Genomic DNA, 13,871 nt, shown 5'->3' with positions numbered 1-13,871 from the left:
TCGGAGACCTGCCGTGGCCTTCCACGCCGCTACCGCTACCCCGCCCGCCGCTACCGGTCTGGGTGATCTTCTGCCCTCGCTCGCGACCCTGCTGGCCGCCGCCGTCGGCGTGCTCCTGCTGTGGGCGCTCGGCTACGCCGCCGCCTGTGCCGCCTCCCCGTTCGCCCGCTGCCGCCGCTGTGAGGGCGTCGGCAAGACCATCAAGCCGAACGGCCGCGTCAAGCGCTGGTGCCGCCACTGCAAGGGCACCGGCCTGCGGCTGCGGACGGGCCGCCGCGCCTACAACTACCTGCGCCGTCTACGCCGCCAGGGCACCCGCCCCACCCGCGTCCGCACCACCCCACCCCGCCCGTTCGGCAAGTGACTCAACCCCTGGAGAGGACACCGATCATGACCAGCACCACCCGCAACCGGCTCGTTCCCATCACCGTCGGCCACCTCTCCCGCCGCGTCACCCGCGATGAGCTGCGGCGGATGAACCAGGCCGACGCCATCCGCTCAGCCCTGACCGCGACAGGCGCAGATGCCACCCGCGCCCTCCACTGGCTACGCCGACGGGGCGTCACCATGGCTCACTTCGACCACGCCGCGAAGAAGGTCAAGCAGCACAAGAACATCGGTCTGCTGGCCGAAGACGGCGTAGTCGACCTGATGGCCGTCGATCTGGTGGTCACCGGCCAACGCCAGGTCCAGCTCACCCAGACCGACGCCGCCTGGCCGCCACCCGCATCGTCGCCGCCGGTGGGGGCGTCGGCGATGTCGCCCGACGCATGGGCGTGGAACACATCGTCGCCCGCCGCCTGGTCAACCGCACCACCGCCGACCTCCCAGCCCCGCTCAAGGAGGAAGCCGCGTGACCACCCCGCCCGCCACCGCCAGCGACCTGCCACAGCACCCGTTCGGACAGGAACCGCTCGTCACCTACCAGGGCGAGCGTTACCGCCTCTTCCAGGGCCGTGTGCTCCTGAACTGGGGCGACCCGCCTCGCCGCTTCTACCGCCACCACGAGGGTTGCGTCCTGTGCTGCACCGTGCGCGTCCGCAGCCACCCCGGCGCGCCGCTGCGCCACCCGAGGAACTGCACCAACTGCCTGGCCTACACCGGCCCGCGCCCGGACCCGTGCTGGTCGTGCGGCAAGACCGCTCACCACCGCGACGACCAGGGCCGCCCCACACACAAGGTGTGCCTGGAGGTGGCCATCACCGTCGCCCTCCAGGCCGACCAGGAGAGAGAGGAGGCGGCGTGATCGGACGCACCTACCTCGAACGCGGCCAGCCCGTCACCGTCCTGGTCCGCTGGGGCCCCGGCGGCGGACCCGGCAACGTGCTCATCCGCCGCGCCAACGGCGACCTCGTGGTGCGCCCCTTCCGAGGGCTGCGCCGACCCAAGACCACCACCAGGAGACCCCTGATGTCTGAGCACAGCTCCATCGAATGGACCGACACCACGTGGAACCCGGTGACCGGCTGCACCAAGCTCTCCCCGGGATGCGACCACTGCTACGCCGAGACCTTCGCCGAGCGGTGGCGCGGCATCCCCGGCCACCCGTTCGAGAACGGGTTCGACCTCACCCTGCGTCCGGAGCGGCTCGACCAGCCGTTCCGCTGGGCCAAGCCGCGCAAGGTGTTCGTCAACTCGATGTCCGATCTGTTCCACACCGGCATCCCTGACGGCTTCATCTCGCAGGTCTTCGCCGTCATGGCCGCCACCCCCGAGCACACCTATCAGGTGCTCACCAAGCGGCATGGCCGCATGCGCGCCCTGCTCAGCTCACCCGAGTTCGCCGACCGGGTGCGGGAGGAGGGCACTGGCTGGTACGGCGCCGCGCCGGGCACTCCGTGGCCGCTGCCGAACGTGTGGCTTGGCGTGTCGGTCGAAGACCAAAAGCGTGCCGACCTGCGCGTCCCGGCCCTGCTGCGGACCCCTGCCGCGGCCCGGTTCCTGTCCTGCGAACCGCTGCTCGGACCGATCAACCTGCACCAGGCCGTCTGGACCATGGGCAGCGAGCGCGGGCACGGGCTGAGCGCCTCCTACGTTCACGCTGGCGACTGCTGCCGCCGCTTCCACGGGATCGACTGGGTCATCGCCGGGGGCGAGTCCGGGCCTGGCGCCCGCCCGATGCACCCCGAATGGGCGCGCTCGCTGCGCGATCAGTGCCAGAGCGCCGGTATCGCGTTCCTGTTCAAGCAGTGGGGCGCGTTCGCCCCCGAGGACCACGGCCATCAGCGCGGCGCCGTCACCTTCATCGACCGGCGCGGCCAGAGCTGGAACGGCATGGAGAAGCTCGCCCCGGCCGACGCGGTGCGGATGCGCCGCGTCGGCAAGAAAGCCGCCGGACGCGAGCTTGATGGCCACGCATGGGACGACTTCCCCTCTCTGCTCGTTCGGGAAGGAGGGGACCGCTGATGGGCAGGCGCACCGCCACTCTCGAACCGCTCCCCGGGATGCCCGACACCATCGGCCGCAAGCCCGTCAAAGCCGAACATGCGCCACCCGCGCGCACCCTGGATGAGGCCATCCGCCGCAGCCACGACATCATCGCCGAAGCACTGGACCGCTTCCCGATCGTGGCCCGCCAGGCGCTGTTTTCCGGCGGCAACGACTCCACCGTGCTGCTGCACCTGACCAGCCACTACCTGGACTCTTCCGCTCATGATGCGGTCGTTCACGTCAACACCGGCATTGGTATCGAGGAGACCCGTGAGCACGTCCGCGATGTCGCCCGTTCCTGGAACCTGCCGCTGCGCGAACTGCACCCCCGCGACCGCTACGACGATCTCGTACTGGGACGCGTCATCGCCCGCACAGGTAAGAACGCTGGGATACGTCCCGTCTGGAAGGGGTTCCCCGGCCCGGCCGGACACACGGTGATGTATAGGCGGCTCAAAGACGAACCCTTGCAGCGCAACCGCGCTCAGATCATCGGAAGCCGAGGCCGTACCCAAAAGGTGCTCTACCTGGCCGGTATGCGCTGGGGCGAGTCCGAACGACGCATGCGCAACGCCGCCGAAATCGATCCCGACGGCGGCATCGTCTGGTGCTCCCCCTTGGTGCACTGGACCAACGCCCAGATGGCCGAATACCGGCGCACCTACCTTCTGCCGCAAAGCGAGGTGTCCGCGCACCTGCACATGAGTGGCGAATGCCTGTGTGGCGCCTTCGCCAAGCCCGGCGAGCTTGACGAGATCGAGTTCTTCTATCCCCGCACCGCCTACCGCATCCGCTCCCTCGAACAACGGGTCAAGGCGGCCGACATCCCCGCCTGTAAGTGGGGCCAAAAGCCCGCCAACCAAAAGACGCCCAAGCCAGGCAGCATCGCAGGCCGCCTGTGCTCGTCATGTCCCGCCCCACTGGCGGGTCAGACCGACCTGATGGACCTCTGGGCCACACAAGGTCTGCTCACGCCCGCCAACACAACCCCAACCTGCGCATCCCAGGTGGCAGCATGAACAAGCCAGCCAACCCACGCGAATTGACCGATTACGCCCTTGCCGCCGCCCGCCGCGGCTGGCATGTCTTCCCGCTCGCGCCCGGCGACAAGGTGCCGCTCAAGGACTGGGCGTGGAAGGAGCACAACACCACCGACCCCAAGGTCATCACCCGGTTCTGGGCGCGCAAGCCGTACAACATCGGCATCGCCACCGGCCCCTCCAACCTGGTGGTGATCGACCTCGACACCCCGAAGGAAGGCGAGACCCGCCCGCCCGAGTGGGACCTGCCCGGCATCAACGACGGCGCCGACGTACTCGCCGCCCTCTGCGAACGCGCCGGACAACCGCTGCCGCTGGAAACCTTCACCGTCCGCACCCGGCGCGACGGCACCCACCTGTACTACACCGCCCCCGACGGGCTCACGCTCGGCAACACCCAGGGCGCCCGCGGCGGGCTCGGCTGGCTGATCGACACCCGCGCGACGGGCGGGTACGTGGTCGGCCCCGGCAGCTTCGTCGACCTCGACGACGGCACCGGCACCTACCAGGTGGTGCACGCTGCACCGGCCGCGCCGCTGCCCGGCTGGCTGGCCGACCTCCTACGGCCCACCCCGCTCCCACCACAGAAACCCGTCGCTATCGCGCTGGCCGCCGACCGGCGCGGCAACTACCTGCGCACCGCCGTGGAACGCGAGGTGGAACGGGTGACCAGCTCCCCGCCGAACGGCCACAACAACGCCCTGTACTGCGCATCCGTGGCGCTCGGGCAGCTCGTTGCCGGTGGCGAGCTGCCCGAAGCCCACGTGACCGGATGGCTGGCCGACGCCGCCGCCAGCGTCGGCCAGCCGTATGGCGAAGCCACCCGCACCATCGCCTCAGGGCTTCGAGCCGGTGCCCGCCGCCCGCGAACGGTGGCCGCATGAACGGCGAGCGCCCTTCCCACCTGCGCCTGGTCTCCGGTGATGCCGTCCACGCCCCCGGCAACCAGCCGGGCGCGACGGGGGCGCCGTTCCGCACGTCGTGGACTGCAGACGAACTCATGGCCATGACCTTCCCCGAGACCAAGTGGGCCGTGCCCGGCGTCATCGCCGAAGGGCTGAACCTGCTGGCCGGACCGCCCAAGGTCGGCAAGAGCTGGCTGTCGCTCGGTACGGCTATCGCGGTCGCCGGTGGTGGCAAGGCGCTGGAGGTCATCGAGGTGGAGCCGGGACCCGTGCTCTACCTCGCGTTGGAGGACACGCCGCGCCGTCTCCAGTCCCGCATGGGCAAGATCCTGCAAGGCAAGCCCGCCCCGAAGGATCTCACCCTGGCCACCTCGTGCCCGACCCTGCCGCAGGGCGGGGAGGAGGCCATCGCCCGCTGGCTGGAACGCAACGTCGGCGCGCGCATGGTCGTTGTCGACGTGTTCGCCAAGGTGCGCGGCATCACGCCGCCGGGGTTGTCGGCCTATGACGCCGACTACACCGCGATGGGACGCGCCAAGCGCCTGGCCGACACCTTCGGCGTCGCGGTCGTACTGGTCCATCACGTCCGCAAGATGGGCTCGGACGACTTCCTCGAACAGGTCTCCGGCACCAACGGCCTCGCCGGTGCCGCCGACGCCACGCTGGTGCTCAAGCGGGCGCGCGGCACCGCTGACGGCGTGCTCCACGTCACCGGCCGCGATGTGGAGGAAGACGAGTACGCCATGGCCTTCCAGCCCGCCGCCGGACTCTGGCGCCTGATGGATGGCCCTCCCGAGGATCACTCGCTGGCAGCGACCCGCGCGGCCATCGTGCGCCACCTCCGGGACAACCCCAACAGCCCGCCCAAGGCCATCGCGGAAGCCACCGGTCTGACCCCCGACAACACTCGCAAGACCTGTGCCCGGATGGCTGGCGACGGCCAGCTCTGCGTGGACGGCAACGGACGCTACCGGCTTCCAGGGACAGACCCCACAGGAAGTGTCCCCGGTGTCCCTCGTGTCCCCGAACCCCATCTGACCAGCGCAAACGCAACCGATCATGAGGGACACCCCACCCTGCCCGGTGTCCCTCGTGTCCCTGACAAGGAGAACCCACGCCCGTGAGCACCCCAACGATCGACGACACCCAGCTCTACCGCGTGACCGACGCCATGCGCCTGCTGCGCATGAGCCGAAGCTTGATCTATGACCAGATCCGCACAGGCCGCTTGCCCTCCGTCAAGCAGGGTCGAGCCCGTCTCATCACCGCGAACGGCATCCGCGTGTACATCGCCCTGTTGGAGAAGGAAGCAGAGGAAGCAGCCTGATGACCAAGCGACGCAGCAGAGGAGACGGCGGCATCCACTGGGACGCCAAGCGCCAGCGGTTCATCGCCACCGCAAGTCTCGGCTACGGCCCCGACGGCAAGCGCATCGTCAAGCGCGGGAGTGGCAAGACCAAGACCGAAGCCCTGACCAAGCTCAAGCAGGTGCTGCGGGACTACGAAGACGGCTTGGCCGTGGCCACATCGGACAGCACCGTCAAGGACGCGGTGACGTACTGGCTGGCCAACGGACTCAAGGGCCGCTCGGAGAAGACGGTCAGGACCTACACCTGGTACGCCGACACCCATGTGATCCCGGCGCTCGGCAAGCGCAAGCTGAGCAAGCTATCGGTGGAAGACGTGGACCGCTGGCTGTCGAGCAAGACCGGCGTTCTCGGCACCCGCTCGCTCAAGCTGATCCACAACATCCTGGACCGCTCGGTACGTAGCGCTATGCATCGCGACCTGGTCAAGCGCAACGTCGTAGAGCTGTGCGAGGTGCCCGAAGGACGGGTAGGCCGCCCCTCCAAGGCGCTCACGATCGATCAGGCGGAAGCGGTGCTCAGGGCCGCTGAGACCGCGACGTGCCGCATGCGCGCCTACATCGTGGTCTCGCTGCTCACCGGCGCGCGAACCGAGGAACTGCGAGATCTCCGTTGGGATCACGTCGTGGCCCACGACGCCGGCCGGAAGACCTGGCGGGCTGTCACGGACGCAGGGTGGGAACACGAACAGTTCGCCATCTACGTCTGGCGCTCCGTGCGGAAGTCTGGAGACACCAAGACGACAAAATCCCGCCGCTCCCTGCGGATTCCGACCCGCTGTGTGACCGCCCTCAAGGCATTGCTGGCCGAGCAAGCAGAAGGTGAGAACGCAGAGAAGCTCAGCGAGCGCCTGGTGTTCGGCACCAGGAACGGAACCGCCATGACGGCGGAGAACGTACGGCGAGACTTCCGGATCGCCCTCAAGGGCGCTGACGGCATCAACCCCGCAGAGTGGACGCCCCGCGAATTGCGGCACAGCTTCGTGTCCTTGCTCTCCGCTCACGATGTCCCAATCGAGCACATCTCACGGTTGGTCGGGCACACCAACACGGTCGTCACAGAGACCGTCTACCGCAAGCAGATCAGACCCGTCATGCAGGAGGGAGCGACCGTGATGGATGAGATTTTTCCACTGACTTCGGAGGCTTAGTCACTCGGTTAGACACGCAGACACACGAACGCCCCGTCCATGCGGTCATGGATGGGGCGTTTTTGCTGTTCAAGAAGGGTGGTCAGGGGCAGGGTCGAACTGCCGACCTTCCGCTTTTCAGGCGGACGCTCGTACCAACTGAGCTACCTGACCCAGAGCGGTCCTGACGGGACTTGAACCCGCGACCTCCACCTTGACAGGGTGGCGAGCACTCCAAACTGCTCTACAGGACCTTGCTTTCGTTCCGGCCTTTCGGCCGAAGCGCCTCGCTTAGCTTACCAGTGTTTCGGAGGTCTTCGTCCTGCCGATCTTCCGGTGAAGCCGTGCCCCCAACGGGATTCGAACCCGTGCCGCCGCCTTGAAAGGGCGGTGTCCTAGGCCGCTAGACGATGGGGGCTCAGGACTTGCGTCCTGTTCCTGACGTCTTCCGTTGGAGACCTCTGAAGCATAGGGGACGATTGGCCCCAGTGCCAAAGTGGCTATCCATCGGAAGTTCCGCTGACGGTTCCCGTTGGCGACGGGGCTGTCGTTGGCTCTGGGGAAATCATACGTCGAGGGTCCGGCTCGACGTGACGTTGGATGTGAACAGACTGCTCCCCCAGCCCCCCGAGTGTGATGTCGTCCCAGGCCTGGAGCCTGTGGCTGGCTCTGTCGAAGTAGAGAACCGAGGCCTGGACGGGGGTCGGCTCGGCGTGTTCCAGCGCGCGAAGCCCCGCGCCGCCCGTGGAGCCCTGGACGAGCACGCGGGTTCCTGTGGGCAGGACCGTGGTCGATCGGCGATGCGAGTGGCCGGCCAGGACCATGGGAGCGGCGCCGGAGAAGCCCTTGGCCGCGTCGGGGTCGTGGACGGCCACGAGGTCGATGGGCGAGGGACGCGGCAGCCGTACGGCATGCCGGCGGCCGAAGTCGCGCATGTGGGCAGGGTCGTTGTTGACCGGCACCGACTTGTCGGGCGTGAAGCGGGGGTCGCCCAGGCCGTAGATGCGCAGTCCCGCGACGGTGGCGGACGCGTTGTCGAGCACCACGGCGTTCTTCTGCTTGGCGACGGCCCGCTCGGTGGTCCGCGAGTCGTGGTTGCCCCTGACGAAGACGTACGGCACGCCGAGCTTGCCGATCTCCTCCATGAAGGCGTTCTCCGCCTTGGTGCCGTGGTCGGAGATGTCGCCCGTGTCGACGATGAGGTCGACCTTGAACTGCTCCTTGAGCGAGCGGATGACGTTCCACGCGATGGGGTTGATGTGGATGTCCGACACGTGCAGCACCTTGATCGAGGCCGGGTCTGCGTCGTAGGTGGGCAGGGCGTTGACCGCGTCGTAGAGCTTGGAGACGTTCGTGACGAGCTTGGTGAGCTGCTGGCGGTACGACTCGAACTTGGTCACGATCGACTGCGCGCTGCCGACCAGGGACGGCGCGACGGCGATCACCCCCGAGTAGCGCGGTTCGACGAGGGAGCTGGGGCGGAAGGTGACGGCCGCGGCCACGCCGGTCCCCGCGAGGGCGACGGCGGCGGCCAGCAGGCCGTACAGCGCGATCCTGGGACTTCGGAAGACGACGAAGCCGGCCAGGAGCGCGCCCGCCGCGGCGCACAGCAGGGAGCGGACCACCAGGGCCTCGACGCCTGAGCGCAGGTCGTTCTCAATGATCTCGGGCAGCCTGTTGGCGATGCGCGGATCGTCGATGAGCGCCTTGGCCTTCTCCTGGTCGATGTTCTCGAGCGTGATGCGCAGCTGGAGCGGGGCGTCGTGGCTGCGGAATCGCAGGGTCCCCAGCGGGTGGGCGTCGACGACGGTCTCGCCGGTCCACGCGGGCCTCAGCGACATCCCCGTCTCGACGGGCCCCACCTGCGCGCGGACCGTCCCGCTGAGGATGATGCCGAGCCAGGCGCCGACCGCGGACACGAGGAGCACCGCGGCGATGCGCGCGGCGCGAGACCGTATGACTGTCCTTATGAAGTTCATACGCTTTCTTGCTTACCCGACGGACGGGGCAGAATGGCAACCGTGATCGAGGTGTCCCGGCAGAAGTTCGAGGAACTCGTGGCCGAAGCATTGGACACGATCCCTCCGGAACTGACGCGCGTCATGAGCAACGTCGTGGTGGTGGTCGTCGACGATCCGCCGGAGCCGGATCTGCTCGGGCTGTACACCGGTGTTCCCCTCACCGAGCGCGGCGACTGGTACTCCGCGGTTCTGCCCGACCGGATCGAGATCTACCGCAATCCGATATGCCAGATGTGCGATACGGAAGCTCGCGTGGTGGAGGAAGTGCGGATCACGGTCATCCACGAGATAGCCCACCATTTTGGGATAGACGACGACCGACTCCACCAACTCGGCTGGTAAACCCCGCTCCTGATTACACTTTGCAAAGGCCTGACTGCTTTAGGTTGCGCTCAAGGTTCCCGGCAGGCACCTTAGGTGACATAGCGAGCACTCTGAGTCAGGTTCAGCGGGGACCTATGGGGGCCAGGCTTCCGGGGCGGCACAGACGTGCCTCCGAACGACAAGCCACGTACGGCGAGGTCGTCGCCATACGAGAGTTCCGCGCGCTCTGGTACGGCCAGGGGCTCTCCCTGCTCGGCGACCAGCTGGCGCAGGTGGCGCTGGCCGTCCTCGTGTTCAACAGAACGGGTTCGCCGCTGGCCACGGCCGCGGTCTACGCGCTGACCTATCTGCCGTCCATCGTCGGGGGCCCGCTGCTCTCGGGCCTGGCCGACCGGTTCGCGCGCCGCCGCGTCATGATCGTGTGCGATCTACTGCGCGCGCTGCTGGTGGCCGTCATGGCCGTGCCGGGCATGCCGTTCGCCGCCCTGTGCGTGCTGGTGTTCTTCGTGGTCCTGCTCAGCGCGCCGTTCTCGGCGGCGCGGGCGGCGCTGCTGCCCGAGATCCTGCTGGGCGACCGCTACGTGGCAGGCTCTGCGCTGCAGAACATGACCAACCAGGCCATCCAGATGCTCGGCTTCGCCGCGGGCGGGGCGATGATCGCCTTCATGGGGCCCTACCGCGCGCTGGCGCTGGACGCGGCCACCTTCCTCGCCTCAGCGCTGATCATCGTCTCAGGCGTACGGCGAAGGCCCGCCGCCGGCCGTACCGATGGATCGAAGCCGTCGATGTGGACGATGACACGAGCCGGCGCCTCGCTCGTCTTCGGCGACAGGAAGCTGCGCACGCTGGTTCTCTTCGCCTGGCTGTGCGGGTTCTACGTGCTGCCTGAGGGCATCGCGGTGCCCTATGCGGCGCAGCTGGCGTCCGGGACGACGCTGCCCGTGCCGGTGATCACTGGTCTGTTGATGGCGGCGATGCCGACCGGGACGGTGATCGGCGCGCTGCTGTTCAGCAGGTTCGTCTCGCCGTCGGGGCGGTTGCGCGCGATGGGGTGGCTGTCGATGCTGACCTGCGCACCGCTGATCGTCTGCGCGATGCGGCCACCGTTGATCGTGGTGCTCGCGCTGTGGATCCTGTCGGGGATCGGCGGCGCCTACCAGCTGGCGGCCAATGCCGCCTTCGTGCAGTGCGTTCCGGCTGAACGGCGTGGCCAGGCGTTCGGCCTGGTGCAGTCCGGGCTCATGGCGGCCCAGGGCATCGGCATCCTGATCGGCGGCTTCGCCGCCGAGAGACTCGGCCCCGAGCCCGTCGTCGCGCTCGCGGGCATCAGCGGGGTCACGGTCGCGGCCGTGCTGGCCATGATGTGGACCGAGTCTCGCGGCGACATCGTCGCCAGGGTGCGCGCCCAGGCTGCCGCCTGATCACGCCTGCGGCTTCTGCTCACCGGGAGCCGTGGGCTCCTGGCGCTCCCAGCCGGCGGTGGGGCTGTAGTCAGGCGTCTCCTGCTGCCAGGTGTTGGTCTTGACCTGCCTGTTGTTGATCAGGTCCTGGACGATCGAGGTGTTCTTGCCCTCGTCGGGCATGAGCAGCCAGCCGATCGCGTAGACGCCGACACCGACCCCGCCGAACAGCGAGGCGATGGCCAGGCCGATCCTGACCAGGTTGGCGTCGATGCCGACGTAGTCGCCGATGCCCGAGCAGACGCCCGCGACGATCCTGCCGTTGCGGGTCCTGCGCAGCTGCTTGATGTTCGATTCGCTCATGCCTCAAGACTGCCCTTCAGCCAGGCGTTTCCACATCGGGATTCCCCCTGGTAGAACCCTGGGGTATGGATGACATCCTGCGCGTCGACGACCGACTCACCGGCGACCAGCGGTTGATCAGGGACACCGTCAAATCCTTCGTCTCCGACCGCGTCCTGCCGTACGTGGGCGACTGGTTCGAAGAGGCCGTCTTCCCCGCGCGCGAGCTGGCGCCCGCGCTGGGCGAGCTGGGGTTGCTCGGGATGCATCTCGAGGGGTACGGCTGCGCCGGAACCGACGCCACCTCGTACGGCGTGGCGTGCAGGGAGCTGGAGGCGGGCGACTCGGGGCTGCGCTCGTTCGTCTCGGTTCAGGGTTCCCTGGCCATGTTCCCGATCTGGAAGTACGGGTCACCCTCGCAGAAGGAGGAGTGGCTCCCCCGCATGGCCTCAGGGTCGGCCATCGGCTGTTTCGGCCTGACCGAGCCCGACCACGGCTCCGACCCCTCCTCCATGCGCACCTACGCCAAGCGCGACGGATCCGACTGGATACTCAACGGCTCCAAGATGTGGATCACCAACGGCTCGGTCGCCGACGTGGCCGTCGTCTGGGCGCAGACCGACGAGGGGGTGCGCGGCTTCGTCGTCCCGACCGACACGCCCGGGTTCTCCGCTCCCCCGATTCACAAGAAGATGTCGCTCAGGGCCTCCGTGACCTCCTCCCTGTACTTCGACGACGTCCGCCTGCCCGGCTCCGCCGTCCTGCCTGAGGTGGTCGGCCTGCGCGGGCCGCTCTCCTGCCTGTCGGAGGCGCGCTTCGGCATCCTGTGGGGCGTGGTCGGCGCCGCGAGAGCCTGCCTCGAGTCGGCGATCTCCTACTCCCAGACGCGCGTCCAGTTCGGCAAGCCGATCGGCGGCTTCCAGCTGACGCAGGAGAAGCTTGCGTGGATGTACGTGGGGCTGGCACAGTCTTCGCTGACCGCGTTCCACCTCGGGTCGCTGAAGGACGCAGGGGAGCTCTCCCCCCGTCAGGTCAGCTTCGGGAAGCTCTTCAACGTGCGGGCGGCGCTGGACATCGCCAGGCAGGCCAGGTCGATCCTCGGCGGGAACGGGATCACCCTGGAGTACCCGGTGATCCGGCACATGACGAACCTGGAGAGCGTGCTGACGTACGAGGGGACGGAGGAGATCCATACGCTGGTGCTGGGAGAGGCTCTGACGGGACTGTCGGCGTACCGGTGAGGCTACGGACGTCGCGCGCGGGGCTGTACTCTCTGTACCCTGCATCTTGCGAGGGGCGTTAGCTCAATTGGCAGAGCTGCGGACTTTTAATCCGTAGGTTCCGGGTTCGAGCCCCGGGCGCCCTACCACTCTCCACCTCGAATCCCACTCTAGAGCTGGGGTTTCTCTCCCGTACGGCGTGAGCCGCGTAGGCAGCTGAATGCCGCCGAAAGCAGCCGTATGCCACTCCTTCCGGAATATACGCGGAATGGATCTTGGGGCGTTTGCCCAGGTCGGCCGTGCGTTTCGGAAGCTTCCACGGCGCATTCCGCAGCCGCGAACGACGAAGGACCCCGAGTGTTCCCGGGGTCCTGGTGACGAGCACCCTGTGTCATGCGGCGAGGGCATCAAGGGCGACGCTCCGCGCCGCCACGCTGCGCGTGCGGCCTGGGGGCCGTTCTCGCGCGCGCCCGCCACTCGGGCCGCGCCTGCCCTTAGCGTCGGCTTCCATCAGCCCATTAGGGTCACCGTCATGGACGAGAACGATGCCTACATCGACCTTCCCAGCGGTGCCGAGCTTCTCTTCGGCCAGATCGTCGTCTGGACCGTCCTTCTCCTACCGACCGCCATCTTTCTTATCTGGGTCGCCAGCGTGATGGCACGCCGCTCAAAACAGAGCCTCCGGCGGGGGCCTCGGGATCAAGGATGATCGCGACAAGCAGCAGGCGGTCAGCGGCTGGGGTGGAAGCCTGATCGTCCCGTCACCATCGCCCCAGGACAATCCCAGACGGGTGGGACGACGGTGACGGGACGATCAGGCAAGGAGCTATGCGGAGGCGCATCGTGGATCGCTTGTGGCGGAGACGCCCGCCATATCCCCCAGGAGCAGAGGAAGCCCTCGCTTTTGTGATGCATCGCGCTTTCATCGAAATCCGACACATGGTTCGGTACCGTGACCCGCTCTGGCTGGACGACGCAGGCGTCTCACCGAAGGCGAAAGAACATCTCGAACGAATCCACATGCTCTCTGATCTCGGAGATCAACTACCTGGATGCCTTGCCGCCATGGTGCGCCGCCCCAGATCGCGACAGAAGACCCACTGGATCCTGACCTACACCTGGAGAACTGCGGGACCCACCAAGCGTCAGTGGCTGCGCGACGCCTTCGCTCAGGTCGGCTACGACCATCGCCACCTGTTCCCGGACCAGGGCGATCATGACAAGTACGACCAAGCAACCGTGCTGGGTAAGGGCATCCGAACGGCCCGGCGAGCAGCAGAGGCCGAACTGACCTCTCAGGGGTACGACAAACAGGCTTGGCAAGAGGATGAGTGGCACACACTGGAAGAGGTCGCTGGCCCGGACGGGCGGCGCCCCCACGTCATCTTCACCTTCGCCGCTCGCTCCTGGACCGCCCGGTGGCGTAGGAAGTCGCCATTGACCATCGCCGTCGACGTGAAAACCAATCGGGCTGTGCTGTTATCCCAAGATCTGGAGCATATGCGGAATGAGGATGGCACCACATGATCACAGCGACCCTCCACCGCAGGTTACAGGCAACCACAGCATCAAGGACAACATCCACTTCTAATCCGTAGGTTCCGGGTTCGAGTCCCGGGCGCCCTACCTCACATGACCTGGGCTGACTCCCCTTTTCTTGATCGGGGAATCCGCCCAGGGTTGCAATACGGGT

16 protein-coding genes and 4 tRNA genes are annotated in these 13,871 nt (G+C 67.6%); 14 read left to right on the top strand and 6 right to left on the bottom strand.

Going from position 1 to position 13,871, the window contains the following annotated elements; all coding sequences use genetic code 11:
* Positions 1–13: 13 nt before the first annotated feature.
* Positions 14–364 carry a hypothetical protein gene (locus FHR33_RS29045; RefSeq protein WP_221241292.1) on the top strand — a complete coding sequence of 117 codons (351 nt, stop codon included), beginning with the start codon at positions 14–16 and terminating at the stop codon, positions 362–364.
* Between the two features lie 182 nt (positions 365–546).
* Here the strand turns inward: FHR33_RS29045 and FHR33_RS51950 are convergent, their stop codons facing one another.
* A complete protein-coding gene (locus FHR33_RS51950; RefSeq protein WP_281388187.1) occupies positions 547–681 on the bottom strand; it encodes a hypothetical protein in 135 nt (44 codons plus the stop codon).
* A gap of 172 nt (positions 682–853) precedes the next feature.
* On the opposite strand from FHR33_RS51950, the gene FHR33_RS29040 reads away from it, so the two are divergent.
* From FHR33_RS29040 to FHR33_RS29010, 7 genes are read left to right on the top strand one after another with little or no spacing between them, the layout of a single operon-like run.
* Positions 854–1,246 carry a hypothetical protein gene (locus FHR33_RS29040; protein WP_183654225.1) on the top strand — a complete coding sequence of 131 codons (393 nt, stop codon included), beginning with the start codon at positions 854–856 and terminating at the stop codon, positions 1,244–1,246.
* Complete coding sequence (locus FHR33_RS29035; RefSeq protein ID WP_221241291.1) at positions 1,243–2,406, top strand: DUF5131 family protein; 1,164 nt, start codon at positions 1,243–1,245, stop codon at positions 2,404–2,406. The genes FHR33_RS29040 and FHR33_RS29035 overlap by 4 nt, the downstream gene beginning before the upstream one ends.
* Complete coding sequence (locus tag FHR33_RS29030; RefSeq protein ID WP_183654222.1) at positions 2,406–3,449, top strand: phosphoadenosine phosphosulfate reductase family protein; 1,044 nt, start codon at positions 2,406–2,408, stop codon at positions 3,447–3,449. The genes FHR33_RS29035 and FHR33_RS29030 overlap by 1 nt, the downstream gene beginning before the upstream one ends.
* Positions 3,446–4,354 carry a bifunctional DNA primase/polymerase gene (locus tag FHR33_RS29025; RefSeq protein ID WP_183654219.1) on the top strand — a complete coding sequence of 303 codons (909 nt, stop codon included), beginning with the start codon at positions 3,446–3,448 and terminating at the stop codon, positions 4,352–4,354. The genes FHR33_RS29030 and FHR33_RS29025 overlap by 4 nt, the downstream gene beginning before the upstream one ends.
* Complete coding sequence (locus FHR33_RS29020) at positions 4,351–5,499, top strand: AAA family ATPase (protein WP_183654215.1); 1,149 nt, start codon at positions 4,351–4,353, stop codon at positions 5,497–5,499. The genes FHR33_RS29025 and FHR33_RS29020 overlap by 4 nt, the downstream gene beginning before the upstream one ends.
* Complete coding sequence (locus FHR33_RS29015; RefSeq protein WP_183654213.1) at positions 5,496–5,702, top strand: helix-turn-helix domain-containing protein; 207 nt, start codon at positions 5,496–5,498, stop codon at positions 5,700–5,702. Before FHR33_RS29020 ends, FHR33_RS29015 begins: the two co-directional genes overlap by 4 nt.
* On the top strand, positions 5,702–6,892 hold the full coding sequence (locus FHR33_RS29010) for a site-specific integrase (protein ID WP_183654211.1): 1,191 nt from the start codon (positions 5,702–5,704) through the stop codon (positions 6,890–6,892). The genes FHR33_RS29015 and FHR33_RS29010 overlap by 1 nt, the downstream gene beginning before the upstream one ends.
* A 79-nt stretch (positions 6,893–6,971) precedes the next feature.
* On the opposite strand, the gene FHR33_RS29005 is transcribed toward FHR33_RS29010, so the two are convergent.
* From FHR33_RS29005 to FHR33_RS28990, 4 genes are all read right to left on the bottom strand, one after another.
* Positions 6,972–7,045, bottom strand: a tRNA-Phe gene (locus tag FHR33_RS29005).
* A 5-nt stretch (positions 7,046–7,050) separates the two neighbouring features.
* Positions 7,051–7,125 (bottom strand) — tRNA-Asp (locus FHR33_RS29000).
* Positions 7,126–7,216: 91 nt separating this feature from the next.
* Positions 7,217–7,289, bottom strand: a tRNA-Glu gene (locus FHR33_RS28995).
* Between the two features lie 82 nt (positions 7,290–7,371).
* Positions 7,372–8,799, bottom strand: coding sequence for a metallophosphoesterase family protein (locus tag FHR33_RS28990; RefSeq protein WP_312895767.1), 1,428 nt, complete (start codon positions 8,797–8,799; stop codon positions 7,372–7,374).
* Positions 8,800–8,883: 84 nt separating this feature from the next.
* On the opposite strand from FHR33_RS28990, the gene FHR33_RS28985 reads away from it, so the two are divergent.
* Positions 8,884–9,234, top strand: coding sequence for a metallopeptidase family protein (locus tag FHR33_RS28985; protein ID WP_183654207.1), 351 nt, complete (start codon positions 8,884–8,886; stop codon positions 9,232–9,234).
* Between the two features lie 116 nt (positions 9,235–9,350).
* Positions 9,351–10,637: an MFS transporter gene (locus FHR33_RS28980; protein ID WP_183654205.1), complete on the top strand. Its 1,287-nt coding sequence runs from the start codon at positions 9,351–9,353 to the stop codon at positions 10,635–10,637.
* Here FHR33_RS28980 and FHR33_RS28975 read toward each other — a convergent pair whose 3' ends face one another.
* On the bottom strand, positions 10,638–10,979 hold the full coding sequence (locus FHR33_RS28975; protein ID WP_183654203.1) for a PspC domain-containing protein: 342 nt from the start codon (positions 10,977–10,979) through the stop codon (positions 10,638–10,640). It abuts the gene before it with no gap.
* A gap of 65 nt (positions 10,980–11,044) precedes the next feature.
* Between FHR33_RS28975 and FHR33_RS28970 the strand changes: the two genes are divergently transcribed.
* The 4 genes from FHR33_RS28970 (at position 11,045) to FHR33_RS28955 (ending at position 13,705) form a co-directional block, all read left to right on the top strand.
* Positions 11,045–12,199 (top strand): acyl-CoA dehydrogenase family protein, encoded by a 1,155-nt coding sequence (locus tag FHR33_RS28970; RefSeq protein WP_183654200.1) that lies wholly within the window; start codon positions 11,045–11,047, stop codon positions 12,197–12,199.
* Positions 12,200–12,251: 52 nt separating this feature from the next.
* Positions 12,252–12,327 (top strand) — tRNA-Lys (locus tag FHR33_RS28965).
* 383 nt (positions 12,328–12,710) lie between these two features.
* Positions 12,711–12,887, top strand: a complete 177-nt coding sequence (locus FHR33_RS28960; RefSeq protein ID WP_183654196.1) for a hypothetical protein — start codon at positions 12,711–12,713, stop codon at positions 12,885–12,887.
* A 200-nt stretch (positions 12,888–13,087) separates the two neighbouring features.
* Positions 13,088–13,705, top strand: a complete 618-nt coding sequence (locus FHR33_RS28955) for a hypothetical protein (RefSeq protein ID WP_183654194.1) — start codon at positions 13,088–13,090, stop codon at positions 13,703–13,705.
* The last annotated feature ends 166 nt before the right edge of the window (positions 13,706–13,871 follow it).

Source organism: Nonomuraea dietziae (genome assembly GCF_014195505.1).
Lineage (GTDB): Bacteria > Actinomycetota > Actinomycetes > Streptosporangiales > Streptosporangiaceae > Nonomuraea > Nonomuraea roseola.
This window is presented reverse-complemented; position numbering and strand designations above follow the sequence as displayed.

Bases quoted from the DNA above. Each gene is read 5' to 3' on its own strand.
- FHR33_RS28955 (WP_183654194.1), top strand. From the start codon at position 13,088: ATGCATCGCGCTTTCATCGAAATCCGACACATGGTTCGGTACCGTGAC.
- FHR33_RS28985 (WP_183654207.1), top strand. From the start codon at position 8,884: ATGGCAACCGTGATCGAGGTGTCCCGGCAGAAGTTCGAGGAACTCGTG.
- FHR33_RS29010 (WP_183654211.1), top strand. From the start codon at position 5,702: ATGACCAAGCGACGCAGCAGAGGAGACGGCGGCATCCACTGGGACGCC.
- FHR33_RS29020 (WP_183654215.1), top strand. From the start codon at position 4,351: ATGAACGGCGAGCGCCCTTCCCACCTGCGCCTGGTCTCCGGTGATGCC.
- FHR33_RS29030 (WP_183654222.1), top strand. From the start codon at position 2,406: ATGGGCAGGCGCACCGCCACTCTCGAACCGCTCCCCGGGATGCCCGAC.
- FHR33_RS28975 (WP_183654203.1), bottom strand. From the start codon at position 10,979: ATGAGCGAATCGAACATCAAGCAGCTGCGCAGGACCCGCAACGGCAGG.
- FHR33_RS29025 (WP_183654219.1), top strand. From the start codon at position 3,446: ATGAACAAGCCAGCCAACCCACGCGAATTGACCGATTACGCCCTTGCC.
- FHR33_RS28960 (WP_183654196.1), top strand. From the start codon at position 12,711: ATGGACGAGAACGATGCCTACATCGACCTTCCCAGCGGTGCCGAGCTT.
- FHR33_RS28970 (WP_183654200.1), top strand. From the start codon at position 11,045: ATGGATGACATCCTGCGCGTCGACGACCGACTCACCGGCGACCAGCGG.
- FHR33_RS28980 (WP_183654205.1), top strand. From the start codon at position 9,351: ATGGGGGCCAGGCTTCCGGGGCGGCACAGACGTGCCTCCGAACGACAA.